Origin of the sequence: Verrucosispora sp. WMMC514 (assembly GCF_027497295.1) — a bacterium.
GTDB lineage: Bacteria > Actinomycetota > Actinomycetes > Mycobacteriales > Micromonosporaceae > Micromonospora > Micromonospora palythoicola.
Genome location: NZ_CP114906.1, coordinates 960,748 through 987,066, shown reverse-complemented (window position 1 = coordinate 987,066; position 26,319 = coordinate 960,748). Strand labels below are relative to the sequence as shown.

The window sequence follows — 26,319 nt, the reverse complement described above, 5'->3', positions numbered from 1 at the left end:
TAAGCACCAGACGGCGGCACCCGGACGACCGGCGGGCGGGGCAGGCCCGCCGCCGGCCCCGGGCGCTGCTGGTCCGGCGTGCCGGCTCGCCTACACTCGATGGGCCGAAAGTGCGCCCAGAATCAACCGAGATCCGTCAAGGAGTACGCCTGTGAAGAGCACCGTCGAGACTCTGAGCCCGACGCGCGTGCGGCTCGCCATCGAGGTGCCGTTCGTCGAGCTCGAGCCGAGCCTCAAGAAGGCGTACCGGGAGATCGGCCAGCAGATCCAGATCCCCGGCTTCCGCAAGGGGAAGGTGCCGCCGGCGATCATCGACCAGCGGGTCGGCCGGGGCGCCGTGCTCAACGAGGCGGTGCAGGAGGCGATCCCGCAGAACATCCTCGCCGCGGTCCGTGAGCACGACCTGAAGACTCTTGGCCGTCCCGAGGTCGACATCACCGAGTTCAACGACGGCGACTCGCTCAACTTCACCGCCGAGGTGGATGTCCGGCCGGAGATCACCGTGCCCGACCTGGCCTCGATCGAGGTCACCGTCGACGAGTTGCAGATCGACGACAGCGAGATCGATGAGCAGGTCAACGGCCTGCGTGAGCGATTCGCCACCCTGAAGACCGTCGAGCGTGCCGCGGCCGAGGGCGACTACGTCCAGATCGACCTGCGGGCCACCGTCGACGGTGAGGAGGTGCCCGGCGGCTCGGCCAGCAACATCTCGCACGAGGTGGGCAGCAAGCAGCTCCTGCCGGGCCTGGACGAGGCGGTCGTCGGCCTCTCCGCCGGGGAGGACACCACCTTCACCACCCAGCTCGTGGGCGGCGACTTCGCCGGTCGTGACGCCGAGGTGCTGGTGACCGTGCGGACGGTCAAGGAGAAGGAGCTGCCGGAGCTGAACGACGAGTTCGCTCAGCTCGCCAGCGAGTTCGACACCATCGAGGAGCTGCGGGCGGATCTGCGTGAGCGGGTTACCCGGGGCAAGCGGGTCGAGCAGATCTACGCCGCCCGCGACAAGGCCCTGGAGCAGCTCGTCGAGGCCGCCGCGGTGCCGGCTCCCGAAGGCGTGATCCGCGACGAGGTGGAGAGCCGCAAGGAGGCGATGGCCGACCAGCTGGAGCGCATCGGCGCCTCGATGGAGGACTACCTCGCCGCCGAGGAGAAGACCGAGGAGCAGATCGACGCCGAGCTGACCGACGCCGCCACCCAGGGCGTCAAGGTCCAGCTGCTGCTGGACACCCTCGCCGACGCCGAGGACGTGCAGGTCTCCGACGACGAGTTCGGTCACGAGATCGTCCACCGGGCCCAGCGTGCCGGCATGGCCCCCCAGCAGTACTACGACCAGCTCGTCCGCTCCGGCACCGCTGGCGCGGTCTACGGCGACGTCCGGCGGGGCAAGGCGCTGGCCGCGGTGATGGAGCGCATCACGATCAAGGACTCGGCCGGCAACGTGGTGACCATGGACGCGCTGCGTGAGGCGAGCGAGCAGGAGCACTCGCACGAGCACTGATCGCCGGGTCGGGCCACCGTCCGCCGGTCGCGGTGGGTGGTGGCCCAATCCCTTTTCCGGGTACGCCTCCGGCCTGCTGCGCTGAGAGCGAACAGTGCCCGGACCGGGAGTCCGGCGCCCGGCCGAGCGGTTAGTGTCGGACACGACGGTACGGAGAGCGAAGGGCTGCCATGACCGACATGCACATCCCAGCGAAGCCGCTACGGGCGATCGAAGCCCGCGGCGGTGACACCATTGGCAACCTCGACGACTCGGTCTACAACCGGTTGCTCAAGGAGCGGATCGTCTTCCTGGGCAGCGAGGTGACCGACCAGGTCGCCAACCGCATCTGCGCGCAGCTGCTGCTGCTCGCCGCGGAGGACCCGGACCGCGACATCAACCTCTGGATCAACTCGCCCGGTGGCTCGGTCTACTCCGGCATGGCCATCTACGACACGATGCAGTTCATCGACAACGATGTGTCGACCGTGGCGATGGGCATGGCCGCGTCCATGGGCCAGCTGCTGCTCTGCGCGGGCACGAAGGGCAAGCGTTACGCCCTCCCGCACGCCCGGATCATGATGCACCAGCCCTCCGGCGGGATGGGCGGCACCGCCGCCGACATCGCGATCCAGGCCGAGCAGATGCTGTACACCAAGCGGATGTTCCAGGAGCGCGTCGCCTTCCACACCGGTCAGCAGCCGGCGCAGATCGAGGCGGATTCGGACCGGGACCGCTGGTTCACCGCCCAGGAGGCCGTCGACTACGGCTTCATCGACAAGGTGATCACGGGAGCCGCCCAGGTTCCCGAGGGCGCCGGGACCCTGAGCTGATCGAGGAGCAGACGATGACCGACCTGAGCCTGCCGCCCCAGTTCGCGGCCGTGCACAACCGCTATGTTCTGCCGTCGTTCGTCGAGCGCACGTCGTACGGGGTCAAGGAGTCCAACCCGTACAACAAGCTCTTCGAGGACCGCATCATCTTCCTCGGCGTGCAGGTGGACGACGCGTCGGCCAACGACGTGATGGCCCAGCTGCTCACCCTGGAGGGGACGGACCCCGACCGGGACATCATCATGTACATCAACTCGCCGGGTGGCTCGTTCACCGCGATGACGGCGATCTACGACACCATGCAGTACGTCCGGCCGGACATCTCGACGGTCTGCCTCGGCCAGGCCGCCTCGGCCGCCGCGGTGCTGCTCTCGGCGGGCACGCCGGGCAAGCGGATGGCCCTGCCGAACTCGCGCATCATCATCCACCAGCCGGCCACCGAGGGCGGCTACGGGCAGGGGTCGGACATCGAGATCCAGGCCAAGGAGATCCTGCGGATGCGTACGCAGCTGGAGGAGATGCTCTCCCGCCACTGCAACCGTCCGGTCGACCTGGTCCGCAAGGACATCGACCGCGACAAGATCATGACGGCTGAGGAGGCCCGCGAGTACGGGCTGGTCGACACGATCCTCACCAGTCGTAAGAAGGGTCTGCTGGCCGCGAACGCGGCCAGCTGACCCTTATCGGGTCAGAGGTCGGTCGGGCTCGTTGCCGACCGACCTCTGACACACCCGTTTTGGGGGTCGGAGAAACCTCCGGCAGCGGGTAACGTCGGTTCCGTACCGCTTCGCCGGGCGACCGGCGGGTGGGAGTAAGACGGGCGGAGCGTCAGCGTCCGCAGGTCGTGGCCGGAGCTCCGGCCGATGAGTGCAGGGAGAACGTAGGTGGCACGGATCGGTGACGGCGGCGACCTACTGAAATGCTCCTTCTGCGGGAAGTCGCAGAAGCAGGTCAAGAAGCTCATCGCGGGCCCAGGGGTCTACATCTGCGACGAGTGCATCGATCTCTGCAACGAGATCATCGAAGAGGAGCTGGCCGAGTCCGGCGAGGTGAAGTGGGAAGAGCTTCCCAAGCCGATGGAGATCTGCCAGTTCCTCGACAACTACGTCGTGGGGCAGGAGGGGGCCAAGAAGGCGCTCGCCGTCGCGGTCTACAACCACTACAAGCGGATCCAGGCCGAGGCGGCCGGCGCTCCGGGCTCCGGTACCGACGGAGTGGAGCTGGCCAAGTCGAACATCCTGCTGCTGGGTCCGACCGGGTGTGGCAAGACCCACCTGGCACAGACCCTGGCCCGGATGTTGAACGTGCCTTTCGCGATCGCCGACGCCACCGCCCTCACCGAGGCCGGCTACGTCGGCGAGGACGTGGAGAACATCCTCCTCAAGCTGATCCAGGCGGCGGACTACGACATCAAGCGGGCCGAGACCGGCATCATCTACATCGACGAGGTCGACAAGATCGCCCGTAAGTCGGAGAACCCGTCGATCACCCGTGACGTCTCCGGTGAGGGTGTCCAGCAGGCGCTGTTGAAGATGCTCGAGGGCACCGTCGCGAACGTGCCCCCGCAGGGCGGTCGTAAGCACCCCCACCAGGAGTTCATTCAGATCGACACCACGAACGTGCTGTTCATCTGCGGTGGGGCTTTCGCCGGCCTGGATCAGATCATCGAGGCCCGGACGGGGCACGGCGGCACCGGCTTCGGCGCCCGGCTCCGCGCCGTCTCGGACCGCTCCACCGACGACATCTTCAGCCAGGTGATGCCGGAGGACATGCTCAAGTTCGGGTTGATCCCCGAGTTCATCGGCCGGCTGCCGGTGATCACGAGTGTCCGGAGCCTGGACCGCACCGCGCTGGTGCGGATCCTCACCGAGCCGCGCAACGCCCTGGTCCGGCAGTACCAGCGCCTGTTCGAGCTGGACGGCGTCGAGCTTGAGTTCGAGCGACCGGCCCTCGAAGCAATCGCCGACCAGGCGATGCTGCGGGGCACCGGCGCCCGCGGGCTGCGCGCCATCATGGAGGAGGTCCTGCTCTCCGTGATGTACGAGGTGCCCAGCAACCCCGACGCCGCCCGGGTGCTCATCACCCGTGAGGCGGTGCTGGAGAACGTCAACCCGACGATCGTTCCGCGCGAGTTCACGGGTCGCCGCGCCCGCCGCGAGCGCGAGGAGAAGTCCGCCTGATCCCGGCTGGGCCCGGGACCGCAGACTGTGTCCGGCCGCCCGCTCACCCGTACGCTGGCAGCCATGCGTGTCGCCGTCTGCCAGCTCAACTCCCGGCATGACCGAGAGGCGAATCTCGCCGCCGCGGAGAGCCTGATCGACCGTGCGGCCGAGGCCGGCGCGGACCTGGTGCTGCTGCCGGAGTACGTCGACTATCTCGGCCCAGGTGCCGGAATGCCGGCGCCGGAGTCCGTGGACGGCCGGGTGGGTAGCTTCTTCGCCGCCGCCGCGCGTCGGCGCGGGGTCTGGCTGATCGCCGGCTCCTTCCACGAGGTCGGCCCCGATCCGGACCGTACCTGGAACACCACCCTGGTCTTCGACCGTTCCGGCACGCTCGCCGCCGCCTACCGCAAGATCCACCTGTACGACGTGGAGATTCCTGGTCGCGTCTCCTATCGGGAGTCCGCGACGGTCGCCCCCGGGGACCAGCCGGTCGTGGTTGATGTCGAGGGGCTTCGGGTGGGTCTGACCATCTGCTATGACCTGCGCTTCCCGGAGCTCTACCGACAGCTGGCCACCGTCGGCGGCGCCCAGCTGCTGGTGGTGCCGGCGGCCTTCATGATGCACACCGGCAGGGACCACTGGGAGGTGCTGCTGCGGGCCCGCGCGATCGAGAACCAGTGCTTCGTCGCGGCGGCCGGACAGACCGGCGACCACGAACCCGGCCGCACCTGCTACGGGCGGAGCATGGTGGTCGATCCGTGGGGGACGGTGTTGTCCCAGGTGCCCGACGGCCCCGGGCTCGCGGTGACCGACATCGACCTGGGTTGCCTGGAGCGGATCCGCGCCGAGTTGCCGAGTCTGGCGAACCGTCGGCTCTGACGCCCTAGCCCTGAAGCAACACACCCACGAGTGCGAAGCCGGCGATGGCGGCGGCGGTGATCAGGAGGGCGGTACTCATCCGGGACGGGCCACGTCGGGCCAGGCGGCCGATCGAGACGAGGACCGCGAAGAGTACGAACGCTCCGATGAGCAGCTGCCATATCGGTAAGAGGAGGCCGAGCAGCGCGTCCTCGGCGAGGACCGGGCTTACGGGCCGGGACACGTCATCCATGCCAGACACTCTGGCACGCCGGAACCCATGGTGGTCGTCGGCGCGAAGACTCTGAGCGAGAACCGTGTCCGTACTCGGCTCGGCCTCGGTCTCCCGCGCCGCACGTCAGGCCGACCGCAGGGCACGTCCGTCCGCGCAACACGCGTCGGACGCGAGCAGCGCATCGATGGAAGCTGATTTGCCTTCTCTCGGGCGTCCGCGTAACTTTCTCTCTGCACGCGGGAGGCCGGGGCAAACCGGCCGAGAACAGGCGCCAGCTACGCGAACGAGCAGATCGACGCGACGCTGAGGCCGGGTGGTGCGGAGCGACTCTGCGAGATGGAGTTGCGATCGCGAAGCCGACCGGGTAGTGTTCTGGAGCCGGCAGGAGCCGGGCGGGTCATCTTCAGTGGTGATCGGCCGGTCTGCGGTCCTCCACGACAGTCCGTACCGCCGAGAGGCGGGCGGTGGCGTGGGCCTGAGCTAAGTTCCAGAAGCCCGATCTTCGGGTTGACTTGGACGCGCGGCTCGGATAGTTTGGAGCGGTTGCCCCAAACGCGGTTTCACCGGGTGAAGCCGAGTTTGGTGTGTGGTTGTTCTTTGAGAACTCAACAGGGTGCTTGATAAGCCAGTGCCAAGTTTTGTTTGATTCCCGGGCTGGCCAGTTTTTCTGGTTGGTTTGGATTCCTTTGGCAACAATTTGGTTTGTTGCTGGGATGGATTTTCCAGGTTTTTGTTGGAGAGTTTGATCCTGGCTCAGGACGAACGCTGGCGGCGTGCTTAACACATGCAAGTCGAGCGGAAAGGCCCTTCGGGGTACTCGAGCGGCGAACGGGTGAGTAACACGTGAGCAACCTGCCCTAGGCTTTGGGATAACCCCGGGAAACCGGGGCTAATACCGAATATTCACTTGCGGACGCATGTTTGTGGGTGGAAAGTTTTTCGGCTTGGGATGGGCTCGCGGCCTATCAGCTTGTTGGTGGGGTGATGGCCTACCAAGGCGACGACGGGTAGCCGGCCTGAGAGGGCGACCGGCCACACTGGGACTGAGACACGGCCCAGACTCCTACGGGAGGCAGCAGTGGGGAATATTGCACAATGGGCGGAAGCCTGATGCAGCGACGCCGCGTGAGGGATGACGGCCTTCGGGTTGTAAACCTCTTTCAGCAGGGACGAAGCGCAAGTGACGGTACCTGCAGAAGAAGCGCCGGCCAACTACGTGCCAGCAGCCGCGGTAAGACGTAGGGCGCGAGCGTTGTCCGGATTTATTGGGCGTAAAGAGCTCGTAGGCGGCTTGTCGCGTCGACTGTGAAAACCCGTGGCTCAACTGCGGGCCTGCAGTCGATACGGGCAGGCTAGAGTTCGGTAGGGGAGACTGGAATTCCTGGTGTAGCGGTGAAATGCGCAGATATCAGGAGGAACACCGGTGGCGAAGGCGGGTCTCTGGGCCGATACTGACGCTGAGGAGCGAAAGCGTGGGGAGCGAACAGGATTAGATACCCTGGTAGTCCACGCTGTAAACGTTGGGCGCTAGGTGTGGGGGGCCTCTCCGGTTCTCTGTGCCGCAGCTAACGCATTAAGCGCCCCGCCTGGGGAGTACGGCCGCAAGGCTAAAACTCAAAGGAATTGACGGGGGCCCGCACAAGCGGCGGAGCATGCGGATTAATTCGATGCAACGCGAAGAACCTTACCTGGGTTTGACATCGCCGGAAATCTCACAGAGATGTGGGGTCCTTCGGGGCCGGTGACAGGTGGTGCATGGCTGTCGTCAGCTCGTGTCGTGAGATGTTGGGTTAAGTCCCGCAACGAGCGCAACCCTCGTCCCATGTTGCCAGCAATTCGGTTGGGGACTCATGGGAGACTGCCGGGGTCAACTCGGAGGAAGGTGGGGATGACGTCAAGTCATCATGCCCCTTATGTCCAGGGCTTCACGCATGCTACAATGGCCGGTACAATGGGCTGCGATACCGTGAGGTGGAGCGAATCCCAAAAAGCCGGTCTCAGTTCGGATCGGGGTCTGCAACTCGACCCCGTGAAGTCGGAGTCGCTAGTAATCGCAGATCAGCAACGCTGCGGTGAATACGTTCCCGGGCCTTGTACACACCGCCCGTCACGTCACGAAAGTCGGCAACACCCGAAGCCGGTGGCCCAACCCTTGTGGAGGGAGCCGTCGAAGGTGGGGCTGGCGATTGGGACGAAGTCGTAACAAGGTAGCCGTACCGGAAGGTGCGGCTGGATCACCTCCTTTCTAAGGAGCACCATCCCGCGAAGGTGGGTATGGAGCCCGCGCTGTCCGAGTGTGATGGTGGGGTGCTCATTGGCGGAGACACTGGTGAGTCGGTGCCGGCAACGGCCGAAATTTTCTCTTAGTACAGCCACTGTTGGTGGTGGGAACGGGTTTTCGGTGCGGCTGGTGGTTGGCGTAGAGCACCCTGTTGGGTCCTGAAGGAACAACCCGTGTGGTTGGTCTTTCAGAGCCGTGGACGGATCCTTGGTGGGGTTTGTCAGGCGCCAGGCATGGCCTGGTCTCGCATACCGCCGGCGGTGGTCGGGTCTGGTGTGGGGCTTGTGGGTTGTGGGTTGGTTGTTTGTTGAGAATTGCACAGTGGACGCGAGCATCTTTGTGGTCAAGTTGTCAAGGGCGGACGGTGGATGCCTTGGCACCAGGAGCCGATGAAGGACGTGGGAGGCCGCGATAGGCCTGGGGGAGCTGTCAACCGAGCTGTGATCCCAGGGTGTCCGAATGGGGTAACCCGGCATCAGTCATGTGATGTCACCTGCACCTGAACTCATAGGGTGTGTGGAGGGAACGCGGGGAAGTGAAACATCTCAGTACCCGTAGGAAGAGAAAACAATAGTGATTCCGTGAGTAGTGGCGAGCGAAAGCGGATTGAGGCTAAACCGGTTGCGTGTGATACCTGTCAGGGGTTGCGTGGTCGGGGTTGTGGGACCCTGCTACACGAGCTGACACTCGTGTGAGGAGTGATAAAGCCAGTTGTTAGCTGAATGGTCTGGAAAGGCTGACCGTAGACGGTGATAGTCCGGTAGGTTAAAGCAGCTGGTCTTCTGTGGGTGTTCCCGAGTAGCGGCGGACTCCTGAAATCTGCCGTGAATCTGCCAGGACCACCTGGTAAGCCTAAATACTTCCTGGTGACCGATAGCGGACGAGTACCGTGAGGGAATGGTGAAAAGTACCCCGGGAGGGGAGTGAAATAGTACCTGAAACCGTTCGCCTACAATCCGTCGGAGCCTTGCGGGGTGACGGCGTGCCTTTTGAAGAATGAGCCTGCGAGTTAGTGGCATGTGGCGAGGTTAACCCGTGTGGGGGAGCCGTAGCGAAAGCGAGTCTGAAGAGGGCGTTTGAGTCGCATGTTCTAGACCCGAAGCGGAGTGATCTAGCCATGGGCAGGCTGAAGCGCGGGTAAGACCGTGTGGAGGGCCGAACCCACCAACGTTGAAAAGTTGGGGGATGACCTGTGGTTAGGGGTGAAAGGCCAATCAAACTCCGTGATAGCTGGTTCTCCCCGAAATGCATTTAGGTGCAGCGTCGTGTGTTTCTTGCCGGAGGTAGAGCACTGGATGGTCTAGGGGGCCTACAAGCTTACCGAAATCAGCCAAACTCCGAATGCCGGTAAGTGAGAGCGCGGCAGTGAGACTGCGGGGGATAAGCTTCGTAGTCGAGAGGGAAACAGCCCAGATCACCAGCTAAGGCCCCTAAGCGTGTGCTAAGTGGAAAAGGATGTGGGGTCGCATAGACAACCAGGAGGTTGGCTTAGAAGCAGCCACCCTTTAAAGAGTGCGTAATAGCTCACTGGTCAAGTGGTTCCGCGCCGACAATGTAGCGGGGCTCAAGCACACCGCCGAAGCTGTGGCACTCACACAATGACTTCGCATCACTCTTCGGGGTGGTGTGCAGGTGTGTGGGTGGGTAGGGGAGCGTCGTGCCGGGGGTGAAGCAGCCGAGTGATCGAGTTGTGGACGCGGCACGAGTGAGAATGCAGGCATGAGTAGCGAAAGAAGGGTGAGAAACCCTTCCGCCGGATGACCAAGGGTTCCAGGGCCAGGTTAATCCGCCCTGGGTGAGTCGGGACCTAAGGCGAGGCCGAGAGGCGTAGTCGATGGACAACGGGTTGATATTCCCGTACCCGCGAAGGAGCGTCCCTGACGAACCTCGTTGTGCTAACCACCCGAACCAGCCGAGACCTTCGGGTCGAGGTTGGGGAGCGTGGGAACCTGGCGGGTAGTAGTCAAGCGATGGGGTGACGCAGGAAGGTAGCTGAGCCCGGCCGGTGGTTGTGCCGGGGTAAGCGTGTAGACCGCATCATAGGCAAATCCGTGGTGCATGAAGGTTGAGACGTGATGCCGAGCCGATTCAGGTGAAGTCAGTGATCCTATGCTGCCGAGAAAAGCCTCTAGCGAGTTTCGAGCGGCCCGTACCCCAAACCGACACAGGTGGTCAGGTAGAGAATACCGAGGCGATCGGGCGAACTGTGGTTAAGGAACTCGGCAAATTGCCCCCGTAACTTAGGGAGAAGGGGGGCCGGAGACGTGAAGCCCCGCGCGGGTGGAGCGTTGTATGGCCGCAGAGAGCAGGGGGAAGCGACTGTTTACTAAAAACACAGGTCCATGCGAAGAAGTAATTCGATGTATATGGACTGACGCCTGCCCGGTGCTGGAACGTTAAGGGGACCTGTTAGCTCTTCGGGGCGAAGCGGAGAACTTAAGCGCCAGTAAACGGCGGTGGTAACTATAACCATCCTAAGGTAGCGAAATTCCTTGTCGGGTAAGTTCCGACCTGCACGAATGGCGTAACGACTTCCCCACTGTCTCAACCACAGGCCCGGCGAAATTGCAGTACGAGTAAAGATGCTCGTTACGCGCGGCAGGACGGAAAGACCCCGGGACCTTTACTATAGCTTGACATTGGTATTTGAGTCGGCTTGTGTAGGATAGGTGGGAGCCGGTGAAGCTCATACGCCAGTATGGGTGGAGGCAATCTTGAAATACCACTCTGGTTGATTCGGGTATCTAACTTCGGACCGTTATCCGGTTCAGGGACAGTGTCTGGTGGGTAGTTTAACTGGGGCGGTTGCCTCCTAAAGGGTAACGGAGGCGCCCAAAGGTTCCCTCAGCCTGGTTGGCAATCAGGTGTTGAGTGCAAGTGCACAAGGGAGCTTGACTGTGAGACTGACGGGTCGAGCAGGGACGAAAGTCGGGACTAGTGATCCGGCACTTGCGTGTGGAAGCGGTGTCGCTCAACGGATAAAAGGTACCCCGGGGATAACAGGCTGATCTTCCCCAAGAGTCCATATCGACGGGATGGTTTGGCACCTCGATGTCGGCTCGTCGCATCCTGGGGCTGTAGCAGGTCCCAAGGGTTGGGCTGTTCGCCCATTAAAGCGGTACGCGAGCTGGGTTTAGAACGTCGTGAGACAGTTCGGTCCCTATCCGCCGTGCGCGTAGGATACTTGAGAAGGGCTGTCCCTAGTACGAGAGGACCGGGACGGACGAACCTCTGGTGTGCCAGTTGTCCCGCCAGGGGCACGGCTGGTTAGCTACGTTCGGAAGGGATAACCGCTGAAAGCATCTAAGCGGGAAGCCTGCTTCAAGATGAGGTATCCCACCACCTTCGGGTGGGTAAGGCCCCCAGCTAGACGACTGGGTTGATAGGCCGGAAATGTAAGCCCGGTAACGGGTTCAGTTGACCGGTACTAATAGGCCGAGGACTTGACTACAACGATCGCTCGCGTCCACTGTGTAACTCACAACAAACAAACACACACCCCTGACACGATAGTGTCAGCGAACGGTGTTGTTTGACATGTTGATAAGGTTACGGCGGTCATGGCGGAGGGGAAACGCCCGGTCACATTCCGAACCCGGAAGCTAAGCCCTCCAGCGCCGATGGTACTGCACCCGGGAGGGTGTGGGAGAGTAGGACACCGCCGGACACACTTCCGTTCAGGGCCACCCACCAAGGGTGGCCCTGAACGCGTTTCAGGAGCATCGCGGTGCGCGCCACGGTTCCGGGACGGATCAAGGTCCGGGTAGGCCGACCGGCAGCGCCGCAACTGGATCGGGCGCGGTCAGGCGCGGGTCTGCATGCCTTCCCGGAGCTGCCGAAGCAGGCCGGCGGATTCGTCGACCGAACGGCCGGGGAACATCGCCAGCACCACGCTGCCGTGGTCGGCCCAGCCGCAGACCGCGAAATCGCCGCCTTCGCCGCCGGTGCTGCCACACTTCATCACGCCGCCCAGCCGACCAGGCGACACGCCGCGGAGTCCGGTAACGGCTGCGGTCTCGTCGGCCATCAGCTCGAACAGACTCTCCAGATCCCGCTCCGGCTGCCACAGCAGGGTCGTCCCCCCGAAGATCAGTACGGATCTCCGGGCATCGGCCGGATCCTGGTAGACCGCACCGAAGCTGCTGTCCAGCTCGATGTCGGCGGCCAGCCCGCTGCGCAGGTAGTCGGCCGTGCTGGCGGCCCGGTCGCTGCTGTCCAGCCGAAGCCCGGCGACCTGCTCGGGCTGGGCGAGCCGGGCGTCCTTCTGCTGGACGATCCGCCATCCCCACGACCCCAGCGCGCCGACACCCACCAGTGCGACGATCGCGAGTACCACCACCACGGTCAGGCGCCGTCGCCGGGCGGGTACGTCGGGCCGGTCGGCGCCGGCTGCCGGCTCGCGGTCGCCCAGCTCGATCGGCTCGTCGGTCAGGTCGACCGGCGAACCGCCCTCGTCGAGGTGGCGGGCGCTGAGATGTGCGTCGGACATAGCCGACACCGTACGCGAACGACAGGTGGCGCACGTCGGGTCCGTCGAAGCGCTCCGTAGACTTTCAGGGTGACCGAGAGACTGGATGCCCGACGCCCCGACGCCCCGACCCTCGCCGGCCAGTACCAGCCGGGTGAGGTAGAGCAGCGGCGGTACGAGCAGTGGGTAGCCGACGGTCGATTCCGGGCCGCCGCGGACAGTGACCGGGAGCCCTTCACCATCGTCATCCCGCCGCCGAACGTCACCGGATCGCTGCACATGGGTCACGCGTTGGACCACACCGTGCAGGACGCCCTGGTGCGGCGCAAGCGGATGCAGGGTTACGAGGCGCTCTGGCTGCCGGGCATGGACCATGCCGGCATCGCCACCCAGAACGTGGTCGAGCGGCAGCTCGCCGCGCAGGGGCTGTCCCGTCACGACCTGGGCCGGGAGAAGTTCGTCGAGCGGGTGTGGGAGTGGAAGGCCTCCTCCGGCGGCGCGATCCTCGGCCAGATGCGCCGGCTCGGCGATTCGGTCGACTGGGACCGGGAACGCTTCACCATGGACGAGGGCCTGTCCCGCGCCGTCCAGACGATGTTCAAGAAGCTGTACGACGACGGCCTGATCTACCGGGCGAACCGGATCATCAACTGGTGTCCGCGCTGCCTGACCGCCCTGTCCGACATCGAGGTCGAGCACACCGACGACGACGGCGAACTGGTGTCGATCCGCTACAGCGACGAGGTGGTGGTGGCCACCACCCGGGCGGAGACGATGCTCGGTGACACGGCGGTCGCCGTGCATCCGGACGACGAGCGGTACCGCCACCTGATCGGCACCGAGGTCGACCTGCCGCTGACCGGGCGGCGCATCCCGATCGTGGGCGACGCGCACGTGGACCCGTCGTTCGGCACCGGCATGGTGAAGGTGACCCCGGCGCACGACCCGAACGACTTCGAGATCGGGCAGCGGCACGACCTGCCCACCCTGACGATCATGGACGAGCGGGGGGTGATCACCGCGCCCGGCCCGTTCGAAGGGCTGGACCGGTTCGAGGCCCGGCCGGCGATCGTGGCCGCGCTGCGCGCCGAGGGACGCGTCGTCGCCGAGAAGCGGCCGTACGTGCACGCCGTCGGCCACTGCTCCCGGTGCCGCACCACCGTCGAGCCTCGGCTGTCGTTGCAGTGGTTCGTCAACACCTCGCCGCTGGCCAAGGCGGCCGGCGACGCGGTACGCGACGGCCGGGTGCGCATCGAGCCGGCGGAGCTGGCCAAGCGCTACTTCGCCTGGGTCGACAACATGCACGACTGGTGCATCTCCCGGCAGCTCTGGTGGGGCCACCGGATCCCGGTCTGGTACGGCCCGGCCGGCGAGGTGGTCTGCGTCGGCCCCGATGAACAACCACCGACCGGTGCGGGCTGGCACCAGGACGAGGACGTGCTGGACACCTGGTTCTCCAGCGGGCTCTGGCCGTTCTCCACGCTGGGCTGGCCGGAGCAGACCCCGGAGCTGGCGAAGTTCTACCCGACAAGCGTGCTGGTCACCGGGTACGACATCCTGTTCTTCTGGGTCGCCCGGATGATGATGTTCGGCCTGTACGCGATGGACGGCCGGCAGCCGTTCGACGTGATCGCCCTGCACGGGATGGTCCGCGACGAGCACGGCAAGAAGATGTCCAAGTCGTTCGGCAACGTGGTCGACCCGCTGGACTGGATCGACCGGTACGGCGCCGACGCCACCCGGTTCACCCTGGCCCGGGGCGCCAACCCCGGCGGTGACGTGCCGGTCAGCGAGGAGTGGTGCCAGGGCTCGCGCAACTTCTGCAACAAGCTCTGGAACGCCACCCGGTTCGCGTTGATCAACGGTGCCCACACCAGCGGTCCGATGCCGGCCGCCGACACGTTGTCGACGATCGACAGGTGGATCCTGTCCCGGTTGGCCCACGTCACCGCCGAGGTCGACGAGCAGTTCGAGGCGTACGAGTTCGCCAAGGTCTGCGACCTGCTGTACCACTTCGCCTGGGACGACGTCTGCGACTGGTACGTGGAGCTGAGCAAGCCGGTGCTGGCCGGCGGTGGCGAACCGGCCGAGGTCAGCCGCCGGGTTCTCGGCCACGTGCTGGACCAGCTGCTGCGGCTGCTGCACCCGGTGATCCCGTTCGTCACGGAGGAGCTGTGGACGGCACTCACCGGCGGCGAGACGGTGCTGACGGCGGCTTGGCCCACGGCCGACCGGGCGCTGGTCGACGACGCGGCCGAGACGGAGGTGGCCACCCTTCAACGGGTGGTGACCGAGGTCCGTCGGTTCCGCTCCGACCAGGGTCTGCGCCCGACCCAGCGGGTCGCGGCCCGACTGGACGGGCTGTCCGGTGCCGGTGTGTCGGCGCACGAGCCGTTGATCCGGTCGCTGGCCCGCCTGGATCCGGCCGGCGACGATTTCCAGGCCAGTGCGACGCTGGCCATGCCGGGCGAGGTCAGTGTCGCGTTGGACACCCGGGGCTCGATCGACGTTGCCGCCGAGCGGGCCCGGTTGACCAAGGACCGCGCGGCGGCGGAGAAGGAGGCGGGACAGGCCCGGGCGAAGCTGGGCAACCCGGCGTTCGTCGGTAAGGCCCCCGAGCACGTCGTTTCCAAGATCCGCGAACGGTTGGCGGTGGCCGAGGCCGACCTGGCCCGCATCGACGCCGCACTGGAGGCGCTTTCCTCGTGACCGACCCTGTCGACCGCACCGCACCTGTCCGTGCCGAAAGCGCGGATGCCGCAGCCACCGAACTGACCGACCGCGCCCGTACCGGTGACCGGGCTGGTGCGGGCGGTGAGCGCGCCGGCCGGGCGGAGCGGGCCGCCTTCGCGCAGGTGGAGGCCGAGCTGGCCGGGCGCGGCTTCACCCGGATGGTCTTCGAGCTGGACCGCATCTCGTCCCTGCTGGATCTGCTGGGCAGCCCGCAGCGGGCCTACCCGTCGATCCACCTGACCGGGACCAACGGCAAGACCTCCACGGCCCGGATGATCGACTCGCTGTTGCGGGCCTTCGGGCTGCACACCGGGCGGTACACCAGCCCGCATCTGGAAACGGTGCGGGAGCGGATCAGCCTCGACGGCGAACCGGTGGACGAGGCCCGGTTCACCGCCGTGTACCAGGAGGTGAAGCCGCTCGCCGAACTGGTCGACGACCGTTCGGCCGAGCCGCTCACCTACTTCGACATGACCACGGCGCTGGCCTTCGCCACCTTCGCCGACGCGCCGGTGGACGTGGCCGTGGTCGAGGTGGGTCTCGGCGGTGCCGAGGACGCCACGAACGTCATCCAGGCGGGGGTGTGCGTCCTGACCCCGGTCGGGCTCGACCACACCGAGTGGCTCGGTGACACGCTCCAGGACATCGCGGTGGCCAAGGCCGGCATCATCCACCCCGGTGCCACGGTGATCTGCGCCGCCCAGGAGGAGGAGGCCGCCCGGCCGATCCTGCAACGCTGCGCGGAGGTGGGCGCGACCGTGGCCCGGGAGGGCTCGGAGTTCGGCGTACTGCGCCGAGCCGTGGCGGTCGGTGGCCAGGTGCTCACCCTGCAAGGCCTGGGCGGGGTGTACGAGGAGGTCTTCGTCCCGCTGCACGGTGCCCACCAGGCGCAGAACGCGGCGGTGGCGCTGGCGGCCGTCGAGGCGTTCCTCGGTGCGGGCGCCCGCCGGCAGCTCGACGTGGAGGCGGTGCGGGAAGGTTTCGCCGCCGCCAGCTCCCCGGGGCGGTTGGAGCGGGTGCGTTCCGCGCCGACGATCCTGCTCGACGGGGCACACAACCCGCAGGGCATGGCGGCGACGGTCACCGCGTTGCAGGAGGAGTTCGCGTTCAGCAAGCTGGTCGCCGTCGTGGGTACCCTCGCCGACAAGGACGCCGCCGCCATGTTGGAGCTGCTGGAGCCGGTGGTCGACCAACTCGTGGTGACGCGGAACAGCTCACCCCGGGCGCTGCCGGTGAAGGAGCTGGCGGCGCTGGCCGCGGAGGTGTTCGGCCCGGATCGGGTCGAGGTGGCCGAGGAGATGCCGGACGCCATCGAGGCGGCGGTGGCGCTGGCCGAGGAGGACGTGCCGGGCGAGCTGGCCGGCGTCGGGGTGCTCATCACCGGTTCCGTGGTGACCGTGGCCGATGCCCGTCGGCTGCTGAAGCGATGACCGGCGACGGCGACGGCCAGCCCCGCCGATCGGGCCTGCGCGATCCGCAGCGGGCGGTACGCGGGCTCGGTGCGGCCGCGCTCGCCCTGGAGGCGCTGGTGCTGCTGCTGGCGATCCAGCCGATCCGGGCGGTCGGTGCTGATCTCGGTGGCGCGGCGATCGCCGTGGTCGTGACGCTGGCCGTGGTCGCCGCCTTGCTCGCCGGCATGATGCGTCGGCCGTGGGCCTGGCATGCCGGCACCGTGTTGCAGGGACTGCTGCTGCTGTCCGGCCTGCTGCACTGGTCCCTGTTCGTGCTGGGCGTGATGTTCGCGCTGGTGTGGGCGTACGCGCTGCACGTGCGTCGGGTGATCCTGGGCTGAGGGCGACCGGGGCGGGCGCGTCAGACCACGGCGGCCCCGGGGACTCGGTCACGCCTCGGCGAGTTCCCGCCACTGGGTCAGCGCGATGCCGTGCCCGTCGGGGTCGCGGAACGCCGCCGCCCACACCTCCAGCTTGCTGCCACGGTTGACCACCCGGGGCGGGTAGGTGAACCGGACGCCGGACTCGCGCAGCCGCTGGTACGCCGACTGGATGTCGTCCACGTCCAGGTTGACGTGGACCAGCCGGCGACTGATCGGCTGGGCCCCGGTCACCTCGCGGAGCACCAGGCGGGTCGTCCCCGAGGAGAGCACCGCGTTGGCGGCACCCCGGTCGACCTCGGTGAACCCGAGCCGGTCCCGGTAGAACTCCAGGGAGCGGGACAACTCGGTGACCAGCAGGGTGATGCCCACCCCACTGATCGGGGCCGCCAGGTCGGCGGCGTCCGGGTCGAAGCCGAAGATCGCCTCGTCCAGTTCCCCCGCGTCGACCGCGCCCGTCCGGTCGGCAGCCGGCTGCGGGTGGCCGCTTGCCGGCGGGCGGTTCGCGGTGACCACCGGACCCGGTTCCGGGTCGTCGAGCGGCAGGTCGAGCGGGTCGAGCGGATCCATCGGGTCGGTCAGGCCGGCGGCCGGGCCGGTCGGCGGCTGCGTGGCTCGCCCCGAGGCCCCCGGATCGGCCACCTGGTCGGCAGGTTCGTCCCCGGCGGAGGTCGCCGCGGTGCTGAGGGGTTCCTCGGCCGGTCGTGGCTCGGTGAACCGTTCCTCGGCCGGTGTCCGTGGGGCGGGCGTGGCACGGCGGGGCAGCCGATGCTCGTCGGAGCGTTCCACCACGGTCCCCTCCAGCACGACCGGCCGGCCCGGCCGCTGGCGTACCCGCACCGTCTCGTGGTGCTCCACGTGCTCGACGGTCTCGACGACGGCGTCGTGCGGTCGGCTGTCCGACGGACCACCGAACGGGCCGTCGGGTGGCTCGCCCGAGGGGTCGTGGAAGTCGTCCTCCGGCGTCCGGCCGGCCCAGGGCGGCGCCTCCTGCCCGATCAGCACCTCGTCCGGCGGCGCCGTGGCGAACTCGGGGGGCAGGTCGGCGGTGCTGCCGGCCTCGGTGTGGGTGAGCACCTCGTCCCAGAGCACGCGGACGTGTCGCGGGTCGTCCAACGCCACCCGGATCGGCAGGGTCTGCCCCAGCGACGGCCACTTCGACACCGGAACCCGCGGCTCGATGATCTTCTTCGAGCGGGGTGGCAGCCCGGGAGCGTCGATCACCAGTTGGAGTTCGCAGCGACCGAACGCGTACTGGGTCGGTGGCTCGGAGGCGCTGTGCACGTGGCCGGCGCCGACGACCCAGGTGCGACCGCCACCGCGCACGGTGGCCAGCGCGATCGCCAGGGCGAGCAGGGCGACACCGAGCGCGACGATCGCCCAGCTGGTCATGCCCAGGCCGAAGAGGATGACGAAGGTGGCCACGGTGCCCAGCACCGCGGCGATCAACTTGCGTACCGGTGCGATGGGTCGGTTGCCGCCACCATTCGCCACAGTGGACCTCCCGGGGGTCAGGGCCAGGCTAGGCCGGATCGGGGGCCGGGGGAAGGCCGGCCACCGCGCCGGCGCCGGGACCGGGTCGCTAGGCTGACCGTACCCAGCCTGACCGGCTTCCGCTCTGAGGAGGAACCCAGCGTGTCCAGCAGCAGCCCGGACGACCGCACGCTCGTCCTGATCAAGCCCGACGCGGTGCGCCGAGGACTGGTGGGCGAGATCATCTCCCGGTTCGAGCGCAAGGGGCTGCGGATCGACGCCATGGTGTCCCGGACGATGGACGCCGCGCTGGCCGACGAGCACTACGCCGAGCACGTCGACAAGGCGTTCTACCCGCCGCTGAAGGCGTTCATGACCGGTGGCCCGCTGGTCGCTCTGGTGCTCTCCGGCGACCAGGTGATCGAGGTGGTACGGGGCCTGATCGGGGCCACCGACGGGCGAAAGGCCGCTGCCGGCACCATCCGTGGTGACCTGTCCCTGTCCAACCGGGAGAACCTGGTGCACGCCTCCGACTCGGCCGACAGCGCCAAGCGCGAGCTGGCGCTCTGGTTCCCCGAGCTGGGCTGAGCCAGCAGGTCGGCTCAGGCCGCCCAGGGCAGCTTGTCCGGGTTGGCCACCAGGAAGACGTCGGTGATCCGGCCGGCGGCCGTGCCGAGGGTGACCGCGTACGCGTCACCGGCCGCGGTGGTCACCACGGCGGCCGGCTGGCCGTTGAGTTCCGTGCGCCGCACCGCGAGCGGCCAGCCCTTCGCCCGGATGCCCAGCAGGAACCGGATCACCCGGTCGGCGCCGGTGATCGGGTTGCGGGCGGCCCGTACCCGACCGCCGCCGTCGCTCCACGCGGTCGCGTCCGCGGCGACCAGGTCGGTGAGCGCGGCCAGGTCACCCTCGGTCGCGGCGGCGACGAACGCCTCCAGCAGCCGCTCCTGCTCGGCCCGGTCGGCGGTGAACCGGCGCTTGTCGCGCCCGATCCGCACGCTCGCCCGGTGGTGCAACTGACGGCAGTCCTCGGCGGAGCGGTCCAGCAGCTCGGCGATCTCCGCGTAGGGCAGCTCGAAGGCGGTGTGCAGCACGTAGACGGCGCGCTCCGGCGGGGTGAGCCGTTCCAGCAGGTGCAGCAGCGCGGTGGAGAGCGAGTCGCGCAGCTCGGCACGCTCCAACGGCCCGAACGGCGACGGCGCGGTCGGCACCGGCTCCGGCAACCACGACCCGACGTACGTCTCGCGGGCGGCCTGCCGGGCCCGCAGCCGGTCCATCGACAGGTGGGTCACCACCCGGGACAGGTAGCGTCGCGGCTCGCTCACCTCGGCGCGGTCGACCCGCACCCAGCGCAGGTACGCCTCCTGGAGGACGTCCTCGGCGTCGTGGCGGCTACCCAGTAACCGGTAGGCCAGCCCGAGCAGCATCGGCCGGTGCGCGTCGAGCGCACCGGCCGCCTGCGCCGCGTCGACCGGACTCACACGTCCGTCGGCAGATCGTTGCGGAAGGTCACCGCGATCCGGTTCCACACGTTGATTGTGGCAATGGCCAGAACCAGGTCGGCGAGGGCCTTCTCCGACCAGACCTTCGACGCGGCGTCCCAGACGTCGTCGGGTACGCCGTGCTCGCCCAGCTTCGTGACCGCGTCGGTCAACGCGAGCGCGGCGCGTTCCCGCTCGTCGAAGAAGGGCGCCTCCCGCCAGGCGGCCACCGCGAACAGTCGCCGGCTCGACTCGCCGGCGCCGAGCGCCTCCCGGCTGTGCATGTCGACGCAGTACGCGCAGCCGTTCAGCATCGACGCGCGCAGTTTCACCAGTTCCAGCACGGTGTGCTCGACGTTGGCCCGGACGTACTTCTCCAGCCCCAGCACGGCGCCGAAGGCCTCCGGCGCCACCTCGGCCACGTTGATCCGCTGCATGACAACCTCCCCGACAGTTCGTCTGACACCCCCTCGACGGATCGCCGACCCTCCCGCGTGACCACCGGCCCGTGTGACCCCGCTCATGCGCCCGCCGCCCGCACCCGTCTCCGACCTGACCGCAGCGGCGATCATGAAGTTGTTGTCGCGACACGCCGCGGCTGGCCGACAACAACTTCATGATCGGCGCGAGCTGGGGTGGGGGTTATTGGGGAGGAGGGCACGGGGTGGGGTGGGTATCATGGGTGGATAGGGCGATGATCCGGCTATCACCGGGGAGCTTCCGGAAGAACGGCCGGGTGACCGGCTCAGTAGAACCGGACGGGGCGGCCCGTTATCGCCGGCCTAACGAGCGGGCGGTCGATCCTGACCGTCAAGCGGGGTGGTACCGCGGGCTTGGCCCGGCGCGCCGGTGACGGCGTACCGGCAGGGCTCGTCCTCGCAGACCCACGACAGTGAGCGTCAGCGAGGAGAGCGACCGGCGATGGCCTATCCGTTGCACGACCCGACCGCCGGCGGCGTACCGGCGAGCCCGGACCTGCCCGCGGTCGAGCGCCGGGTCCTGGAGCACTGGACGGCCGACAAGACCTTCGAGGCGTCCGTGGACGCCCGCCCGGCCGGCGACGACGGGAAGAACGAGTACGTCTTCTACGACGGCCCGCCGTTCGCCAACGGCCTGCCCCACTACGGCCACCTGTTCACCGGCTACGTCAAGGACGTGGTGCCGCGTTACCAGACGATGCGTGGCCGGCGGGTGGAGCGGCGCTTCGGCTGGGACTGCCACGGCCTGCCCGCCGAGGTGGTCGCCGAGAAGCAGCTCGGCATCACCAGCAAGGCGGAGATCCTCGACCTCGGCGTGGCCCGCTTCAACGACGCGTGCCGCAGCTCGGTGCTGGAGTTCACCCAGGACTGGGAGCGCTACGTCACCCGCCAGGCCCGCTGGGTCGACTTCACCAACGACTACAAGACCCTCGACCTGGACTACATGGAAAGCGTCATGTGGGCCTTCAAGACCCTGCACGACAAGGGCCTGGTCTACGAGGGTTTCCGGGTGCTGGCGTACTGCTGGCGGTGCGAGACGCCACTGTCGAACACCGAGACCCGGATGGACGACGTCTACCGCGACCGGCACGACCCGACGCTGTCGGTGTGGTTCGAGCTGACCCCCGACGACTCGGCGCCGGAACTGCTCCGGGGGCCGGTGCGGCTGGGTGTCTGGACAACCACGCCGTGGACCCTGCCGTCGAACCTGGCGCTCGCCGTCGGTCCGGACATCGAGTACGCGGTGCTGGAGCGCGACGGCGTCCACCACCTGGTGGGCGCGGCTCGGCTCGGCGCGTACGCCACGGAACTCGACGGGTACCAGCAGGTCGGCACGGTGCGCGGCGCGGACCTGGTCGGTCGCCGCTACACCCCGCTGTTCGACTTCCTGGTCGCCCACGCGGGTGACAACGCGTACCAGGTGCTCGGCGCGGACTTCGTGACCACCGAGGACGGCACCGGGATCGTGCACCTGGCCCCCGCCTTCGGTGAGGACGACCAGAACGTCTGCAACGCGGCCGGCATCCCGACCATCGTCACGGTGGACGATCACACCCGGTTCACCGCGCTGGTCCCGCCCTTCGAGGGCGAGCAGGTCTTCGACGTCAACAAGCCGGTGATCCGTCAGCTCAAGGAGCGGGGGGTGGTGCTCAAGCAGGACACCTACACCCACTCGTACCCGCACTGCTGGCGCTGCGACACGCCGCTGGTCTACAAGGCGGTGTCGTCCTGGTTCGTGGCGGTGACCACGTTCAAGGACCGGATGGTCGAGCTGAACCAGCAGATCAACTGGACGCCGGGGCACATCAAGGACGGCTCGTTCGGCAAGTGGCTGGCCAACGCCCGGGACTGGTCGATCAGCCGCAACCGGTTCTGGGGCTCGCCGATCCCGGTGTGGAAGTCCGACGACCCGAACCATCCCCGGGTCGACGTGTACGGGTCGCTGGCCGAGATCGAGCGCGACTTCGGCGTACGCCTGACGGACCTGCACCGGCCGGCGGTGGACGACCTGGTCCGGCCCAACCCGGACGATCCGACCGGGCGCTCGATGATGCGGCGGGTGCCGGAGGTGCTGGACTGCTGGTTCGAGTCCGGCTCGATGCCCTTCGCCCAGGTGCACTACCCGTTCGAGAACGCCGACTGGTTCGAGCACCACTACCCGGGCGACTTCATCGTGGAGTACATCGGGCAGACCCGCGGCTGGTTCTACACCATGCACGTGCTGGCCACCGCGCTGTTCGACCGGCCGGCGTTCCGCAACTGCATCAGCCACGGCATCCTGCTCGGCTCCGACGGGCGCAAGATGTCCAAGAGCCTGCGCAACTACCCGGACGTCTACCACGTCTTCGACGCGTACGGCTCGGACGCCATGCGCTGGATGCTGATGTCCTCGCCGGTGCTGCGGGGCGGGGACATGCCGGTCACCGAGTCGAGCGTGCGTGACGCCGTGCGGCAGGTGCTGCTGCCGTTGTGGAACGTCTGGTACTTCTTCTCGCTCTACGCCAACGCCGACTCGTACCGGGCGAGGCGGCGGACCGACTCGACGCACCTGCTCGACCGGTACGTGCTGGCGAAGACGAACGAGCTGGTGTCGACGGTCGGCGCGCAGATGGACGCGTACGACATCTCGGGGGCCTGCGCCACCGTCCGGTCCTACCTGGACGCGCTGACCAACTGGTACGTGCGTCGTTCCCGGGACCGGTTCTGGGCGGGCGACGCAGACGCCTTCGACACGCTGTGGACCGTGCTGGAGACACTCTGCCGGGTGGTGGCGCCGCTGGCGCCGCTCACCGCCGAGGAGATCTGGCGCGGGCTGACCGGCGAGCGGTCGGTGCACCTGACCGACTGGCCGGTGGCCGAGGAGTTCCCGGCCGACCACGAGCTGGTCGCCGCGATGGACGCGGTGCGGGCGGTGGCCTCCGCGACGCTGTCGCTGCGCAAGACGAAGGGGCTGCGGGTACGGCTGCCGCTGGCGAAGCTGACCGTGGCCAGTCCGGCGGCCGGGCAACTGCGGCCGTTCGCCGACCTGATCGCCGACGAGGTCAACGTGAAGGAGGTCGACGTCACCGACGAGGTGTCGGCGTACTGCCAGCAGGTGTTGACGGTGGTGCCGCGGGCGCTCGGGCCCCGGGTCGGCAAGCAGGTGCAGCAGGTGATCAAGGCGGTCAAGGCGGGGGAGTGGGAGCTGGTCGACGGTGCCCCGGTGGCCGCCGGCGTCACCCTGGACGAGGGCGAGTACGAGCTGCGCCTGGTCGCCGCCGACGCCGAGCACTCGGCACCGCTGCCCGGCGGCGAGGGGGTGGTGGTGCTGGACACCACGGTCACCGCCGAACTTGCCGCCGAGGGGCTGGCCCGGGACTTCGTCCGGATGGTGCAGCAGGCGCGCCGGGACGCCGACCTCGACGTGTCCGATCGGATCGTGGTGTCGGCGTCGGGTTCCGACGAGGTCCGGGCGGCGGTGGCCGGGTACCGCGACTTCGTGGTCCGGGAGGTGTTGGCCGACAGCGTCGACTTCGCCGACGGGATCGACGGGATCGACGGCTTCGCCGGTGAGGTCGGCGAGGGCGTGCCCGTGACCGTGGTGGTCCGTCGGGTCTGAGTTGCCCGAAAGGGGGCCCTTCCGGCCGGGAGGGGCCCCCGCACCCAGCCAGCGGACGGGCCCGACCTCACGCATGCCGTCGTGCGGCGGTCCGCTACGGTGACACCGCCTCTTACCTCACTCGATCCGCCGGAGGACCAGTGCCGCTGCTCTACACCATCGGCAAGCTCACCGTGGGGCCCGCGATGCGGCTGGCGTTCCGTCCGACGGTGGAGGGGCTGGAGCACATCCCGGAGCAGGGCGGCGCGATCTTCGCCGGCAACCACCTGTCGGTGGCCGACGAGCTGTTCCTCGGCACGGTGGTGCCCCGGCACCTGGCGTTCTGGGCCAAGTCCGAGTACTTCACCGGCACCGGCGTCAAGGGCCGCTTCTCCAAGTTCGTCCTCACCGGTCTCGGCGCGATCCCGGTGGAGCGGGCCGGCGGCCGTGCCGCGCTGGCCGCGTTCGACGCAGCCATCCCGGCACTCAAGGGCGGTGACCTGGTGGTGGTGTACCCGGAGGGCACCCGTTCGCCGGACGGGCGACTGTACCGGGGACGTACCGGGGCGGTCCGGCTCGCCATCGCGGCCGGCGTGCCGATCATCCCGGTGGGCATGATCGGCACCGAGAAGGTGCAGCCGATCGGTGCCCGGGTGCCGCGTCCCTTCACCGGAAAGATCACCATCAGGTTCGGCAAGCCGCTCGACTTCACCGGCCGCTCGGACGACCGGCTGTCGCTGCGACAGTTGACCGACGAGATGATGGGTGAGATCCAGAAGCTCACCGGCCAGGAGTACGTGCCGCGCTACGCGCCGCCGCGGGCCCATCCGCCGGTCAGCGGAGAGACCGACGCCGGCTGAGCCGCGTGCCGCCCGTTGACGCATGGCTGGGCGGGTGGCCGGCGGCCTCGGTCAACCGTCGGTGGTGACGATCTGGTCCCGTAGGGTGCCCAGCAGCCGGGAGCTGTCCTCCACGGAGAGCCCGGTGAAGACACCCGTGGTGATGCTGCCGTGGTCGGCCGAGGTGCACACCACCGCACCGACACCATCGGTGCGGCCCACGGCGCAACGCTCGTGGCGGCCCCGGACACCGGTCTCCATGATCTGCTTCTCGCCGAGTGCGTACTGGTCTTTGAGTCGCTCGATCTCGGCGTCGGCGTCCGCCGACGGGGTGAACCGGAAGCCGGTGCCGCCGAAGACGGTCACCCGCTTGCCGTTGCTGGTGTGGTAGATCCCGGCGAAGGTGTCCTCGGCGAGCCAGTGCGACTGGCGCATCTGGGTCTCCAACTGCCGCGCGTCGCGGGTGCTGCGTGGGTCCTCGCGCAGCCGCAGGTCGGCCACCTGCTGGGGCAACGCGGCCTTGGCCGGGTACTGGCTGGCCATCGGCACCCCGTAGTAGGCCGGACAGCCGCAGCAGCAGGCCAGGGTCAGCAGCAGCAACCAGGGCCAACGGCGACGCTTGCGGACCGGGACCGGGACGTACCCCGCGGGCGGCCGCCAGCCGGGCGGTGGCGCCACAGGTGCGGCCTTCCGCTTGCCCCGCCGACCACGCGGCGGTGGTGGCGCCGGTGGGCCGGCCGGAACGGGCGGGTATGGGCCGGGCGGCGTCGGCTGCTGCTGCGGCCCGACCCTGGGCGGGGGCTGGTGCTGCGGCGGGGGCTGGTGCTGTGGCGCTGGCAGGGGCGGCGGAACCGGCGAGACCGGTGCCGGGGGTCCGGAGTACGGCCGGGTCGGCGGTGGGCTCGGGTAGGACAGCGTCGGCGGCAGGGCGGGAAAATCGGTCGAGGGGAGATCCCAGCCGCTCGTGTCGACGCCGGCCCACGGATCGACCGGCGTCTGGTGCTCCGGCTGCGGCACCGGGGGCGCCGGCGGTGGGGTGGGTTCGGCCGACTCGCCCCAGCCCCGTCGGCGCGGTGTCGCCGGCGGTACCGGTGCCGAGCCGCTCCAGCGCGGGGTCGCCGTCTCCGGCGCGGACTCGGGCAGCACGCGGGTGCCCTGCGGACCGACCGGCGGTGCCGGCGGTACGAGGGGCTGCCCGTCGTCCTGGTCGGCGTCGGCGGGTGGGCCGACCCGGGTGGGTGCCGCCACGTCGGCGGGCGGGCCCGCCTCGGTGGGTGTCACGTCGGCGGGCTCGGTGTCGGCCGGCTTGGTCTCGGCCGAGCCGGCCGACTGGCCGTCGGCCGCTGCGGGGTCGTCGGGCAGTGCGTGGGTGACCGCCGGCTCCCCGTCCCGGTGTTGATCCGGACGGCTCCCGTCGACCGGCCGGTCGGCTCCCGGCTGCGGCTCCGGCATCGCGGCAATCTCCTCTCGCGCCGGTCCGAGGTTAGTACCGGTGTGCCACCGGGACCGACCCGGGATGACGGGACGGCTGATCCGAGCGGATTCGCCGACAGGCACCGTTCACCGATGGTGGTCGGATGGACACCCTTAGT

17 protein-coding genes and 3 rRNA genes are annotated in these 26,319 nt (G+C 68.1%); 14 read left to right on the top strand and 6 right to left on the bottom strand.

Annotated elements, in window-relative coordinates:
- The first annotated feature begins 151 nt into the window (after nucleotides 1–151).
- From tig to O7597_RS04345, 5 genes are all read left to right on the top strand, one after another.
- Nucleotides 152–1,498: a trigger factor gene (gene tig, locus O7597_RS04365; protein ID WP_269737836.1), complete on the top strand. Its 1,347-nt coding sequence runs from the start codon at nucleotides 152–154 to the stop codon at nucleotides 1,496–1,498.
- Between the two features lie 170 nt (nucleotides 1,499–1,668).
- Nucleotides 1,669–2,310, top strand: a complete 642-nt coding sequence (locus O7597_RS04360; RefSeq protein WP_099850373.1) for an ATP-dependent Clp protease proteolytic subunit — start codon at nucleotides 1,669–1,671, stop codon at nucleotides 2,308–2,310.
- A 14-nt stretch (nucleotides 2,311–2,324) separates the two neighbouring features.
- Entirely contained in the window at nucleotides 2,325–2,987 is a 663-nt protein-coding gene (locus tag O7597_RS04355) for an ATP-dependent Clp protease proteolytic subunit (RefSeq protein ID WP_093411492.1), read from the top strand.
- A 207-nt stretch (nucleotides 2,988–3,194) separates the two neighbouring features.
- Nucleotides 3,195–4,490, top strand: coding sequence for an ATP-dependent Clp protease ATP-binding subunit ClpX (gene clpX, locus O7597_RS04350; RefSeq protein ID WP_269737835.1), 1,296 nt, complete (start codon nucleotides 3,195–3,197; stop codon nucleotides 4,488–4,490).
- A 63-nt stretch (nucleotides 4,491–4,553) separates the two neighbouring features.
- A complete protein-coding gene (locus O7597_RS04345; protein WP_281582082.1) occupies nucleotides 4,554–5,351 on the top strand; it encodes a carbon-nitrogen hydrolase family protein in 798 nt (265 codons plus the stop codon).
- A 4-nt stretch (nucleotides 5,352–5,355) separates the two neighbouring features.
- Here the strand turns inward: O7597_RS04345 and O7597_RS04340 are convergent, their stop codons facing one another.
- Nucleotides 5,356–5,583, bottom strand: coding sequence for a hypothetical protein (locus tag O7597_RS04340; RefSeq protein WP_093411487.1), 228 nt, complete (start codon nucleotides 5,581–5,583; stop codon nucleotides 5,356–5,358).
- Nucleotides 5,584–6,295: 712 nt separating this feature from the next.
- Here O7597_RS04340 and O7597_RS04335 point away from each other — a divergent pair.
- From O7597_RS04335 to rrf, 3 genes are all read left to right on the top strand, one after another.
- Nucleotides 6,296–7,810 (top strand): 16S ribosomal RNA (locus O7597_RS04335).
- Between the two features lie 377 nt (nucleotides 7,811–8,187).
- Nucleotides 8,188–11,297: ribosomal RNA gene (locus tag O7597_RS04330) — 23S ribosomal RNA — on the top strand.
- Between the two features lie 99 nt (nucleotides 11,298–11,396).
- Nucleotides 11,397–11,513 (top strand): 5S ribosomal RNA (gene rrf, locus O7597_RS04325).
- The 16S, 23S and 5S rRNA genes sit together here, the layout of an rRNA operon.
- A 135-nt stretch (nucleotides 11,514–11,648) precedes the next feature.
- On the opposite strand, the gene O7597_RS04320 is transcribed toward rrf, so the two are convergent.
- Complete coding sequence (locus O7597_RS04320; protein WP_281582081.1) at nucleotides 11,649–12,335, bottom strand: hypothetical protein; 687 nt, start codon at nucleotides 12,333–12,335, stop codon at nucleotides 11,649–11,651.
- Nucleotides 12,336–12,404: 69 nt separating this feature from the next.
- Between O7597_RS04320 and O7597_RS04315 the strand changes: the two genes are divergently transcribed.
- The 3 genes from O7597_RS04315 to O7597_RS04305 all read left to right on the top strand — a co-directional run bounded on the left by O7597_RS04315 (nucleotide 12,405) and on the right by O7597_RS04305 (nucleotide 16,839).
- Nucleotides 12,405–15,023: a valine--tRNA ligase gene (locus tag O7597_RS04315; RefSeq protein WP_281582080.1), complete on the top strand. Its 2,619-nt coding sequence runs from the start codon at nucleotides 12,405–12,407 to the stop codon at nucleotides 15,021–15,023.
- 182 nt (nucleotides 15,024–15,205) lie between these two features.
- The gene (locus O7597_RS04310; protein ID WP_281583182.1) at nucleotides 15,206–16,477 is read left to right on the top strand and encodes a folylpolyglutamate synthase/dihydrofolate synthase family protein; all 1,272 of its coding nucleotides are present in this window, start codon (nucleotides 15,206–15,208) and stop codon (nucleotides 16,475–16,477) included.
- Entirely contained in the window at nucleotides 16,474–16,839 is a 366-nt protein-coding gene (locus O7597_RS04305; protein WP_281582079.1) for a DUF4233 domain-containing protein, read from the top strand. Before O7597_RS04310 ends, O7597_RS04305 begins: the two co-directional genes overlap by 4 nt.
- Before the next feature lie 48 nt (nucleotides 16,840–16,887).
- Here O7597_RS04305 and O7597_RS04300 read toward each other — a convergent pair whose 3' ends face one another.
- Nucleotides 16,888–18,372: a VOC family protein gene (locus tag O7597_RS04300; RefSeq protein ID WP_269737829.1), complete on the bottom strand. Its 1,485-nt coding sequence runs from the start codon at nucleotides 18,370–18,372 to the stop codon at nucleotides 16,888–16,890.
- Nucleotides 18,373–18,513: 141 nt separating this feature from the next.
- On the opposite strand from O7597_RS04300, the gene ndk reads away from it, so the two are divergent.
- Complete coding sequence (gene ndk / locus O7597_RS04295) at nucleotides 18,514–18,939, top strand: nucleoside-diphosphate kinase (RefSeq protein WP_269737828.1); 426 nt, start codon at nucleotides 18,514–18,516, stop codon at nucleotides 18,937–18,939.
- A gap of 14 nt (nucleotides 18,940–18,953) precedes the next feature.
- Here the strand turns inward: ndk and sigJ are convergent, their stop codons facing one another.
- Both sigJ and O7597_RS04285 read right to left on the bottom strand, forming a co-directional pair.
- Complete coding sequence (gene sigJ, locus O7597_RS04290; protein WP_281582078.1) at nucleotides 18,954–19,832, bottom strand: RNA polymerase sigma factor SigJ; 879 nt, start codon at nucleotides 19,830–19,832, stop codon at nucleotides 18,954–18,956.
- Nucleotides 19,829–20,269: a carboxymuconolactone decarboxylase family protein gene (locus O7597_RS04285; RefSeq protein WP_281582077.1), complete on the bottom strand. Its 441-nt coding sequence runs from the start codon at nucleotides 20,267–20,269 to the stop codon at nucleotides 19,829–19,831. Before O7597_RS04285 ends, sigJ begins: the two co-directional genes overlap by 4 nt.
- Before the next feature lie 484 nt (nucleotides 20,270–20,753).
- Here O7597_RS04285 and ileS point away from each other — a divergent pair, with 484 nt between their 5' ends.
- Both ileS and O7597_RS04275 read left to right on the top strand, forming a co-directional pair.
- Nucleotides 20,754–23,909: an isoleucine--tRNA ligase gene (ileS, locus tag O7597_RS04280; RefSeq protein ID WP_281582076.1), complete on the top strand. Its 3,156-nt coding sequence runs from the start codon at nucleotides 20,754–20,756 to the stop codon at nucleotides 23,907–23,909.
- A gap of 140 nt (nucleotides 23,910–24,049) precedes the next feature.
- Nucleotides 24,050–24,748 (top strand): lysophospholipid acyltransferase family protein, encoded by a 699-nt coding sequence (locus O7597_RS04275; protein WP_269737824.1) that lies wholly within the window; start codon nucleotides 24,050–24,052, stop codon nucleotides 24,746–24,748.
- Nucleotides 24,749–24,799: 51 nt separating this feature from the next.
- Here O7597_RS04275 and O7597_RS04270 read toward each other — a convergent pair whose 3' ends face one another.
- Entirely contained in the window at nucleotides 24,800–26,179 is a 1,380-nt protein-coding gene (locus O7597_RS04270) for a hypothetical protein (RefSeq protein ID WP_281582075.1), read from the bottom strand.
- Between the last annotated feature and the right edge of the window lie 140 nt (nucleotides 26,180–26,319).

What these genes read in the sequence shown, in the direction of transcription:
- O7597_RS04360 (WP_099850373.1), top strand. Translation starts at nt 1,669, where the DNA reads ATGACCGACATGCACATCCCAGCGAAGCCGCTACGGGCGATCGAAGCC.
- O7597_RS04355 (WP_093411492.1), top strand. Translation starts at nt 2,325, where the DNA reads ATGACCGACCTGAGCCTGCCGCCCCAGTTCGCGGCCGTGCACAACCGC.
- O7597_RS04345 (WP_281582082.1), top strand. Translation starts at nt 4,554, where the DNA reads ATGCGTGTCGCCGTCTGCCAGCTCAACTCCCGGCATGACCGAGAGGCG.
- O7597_RS04340 (WP_093411487.1), bottom strand. Translation starts at nt 5,583, where the DNA reads ATGGATGACGTGTCCCGGCCCGTAAGCCCGGTCCTCGCCGAGGACGCG.
- O7597_RS04320 (WP_281582081.1), bottom strand. Translation starts at nt 12,335, where the DNA reads ATGTCCGACGCACATCTCAGCGCCCGCCACCTCGACGAGGGCGGTTCG.
- O7597_RS04310 (WP_281583182.1), top strand. Translation starts at nt 15,206, where the DNA reads ATGGTCTTCGAGCTGGACCGCATCTCGTCCCTGCTGGATCTGCTGGGC.
- O7597_RS04305 (WP_281582079.1), top strand. Translation starts at nt 16,474, where the DNA reads ATGACCGGCGACGGCGACGGCCAGCCCCGCCGATCGGGCCTGCGCGAT.
- O7597_RS04285 (WP_281582077.1), bottom strand. Translation starts at nt 20,269, where the DNA reads ATGCAGCGGATCAACGTGGCCGAGGTGGCGCCGGAGGCCTTCGGCGCC.
- ileS (WP_281582076.1), top strand. Translation starts at nt 20,754, where the DNA reads ATGGCCTATCCGTTGCACGACCCGACCGCCGGCGGCGTACCGGCGAGC.
- O7597_RS04270 (WP_281582075.1), bottom strand. Translation starts at nt 26,179, where the DNA reads ATGCCGGAGCCGCAGCCGGGAGCCGACCGGCCGGTCGACGGGAGCCGT.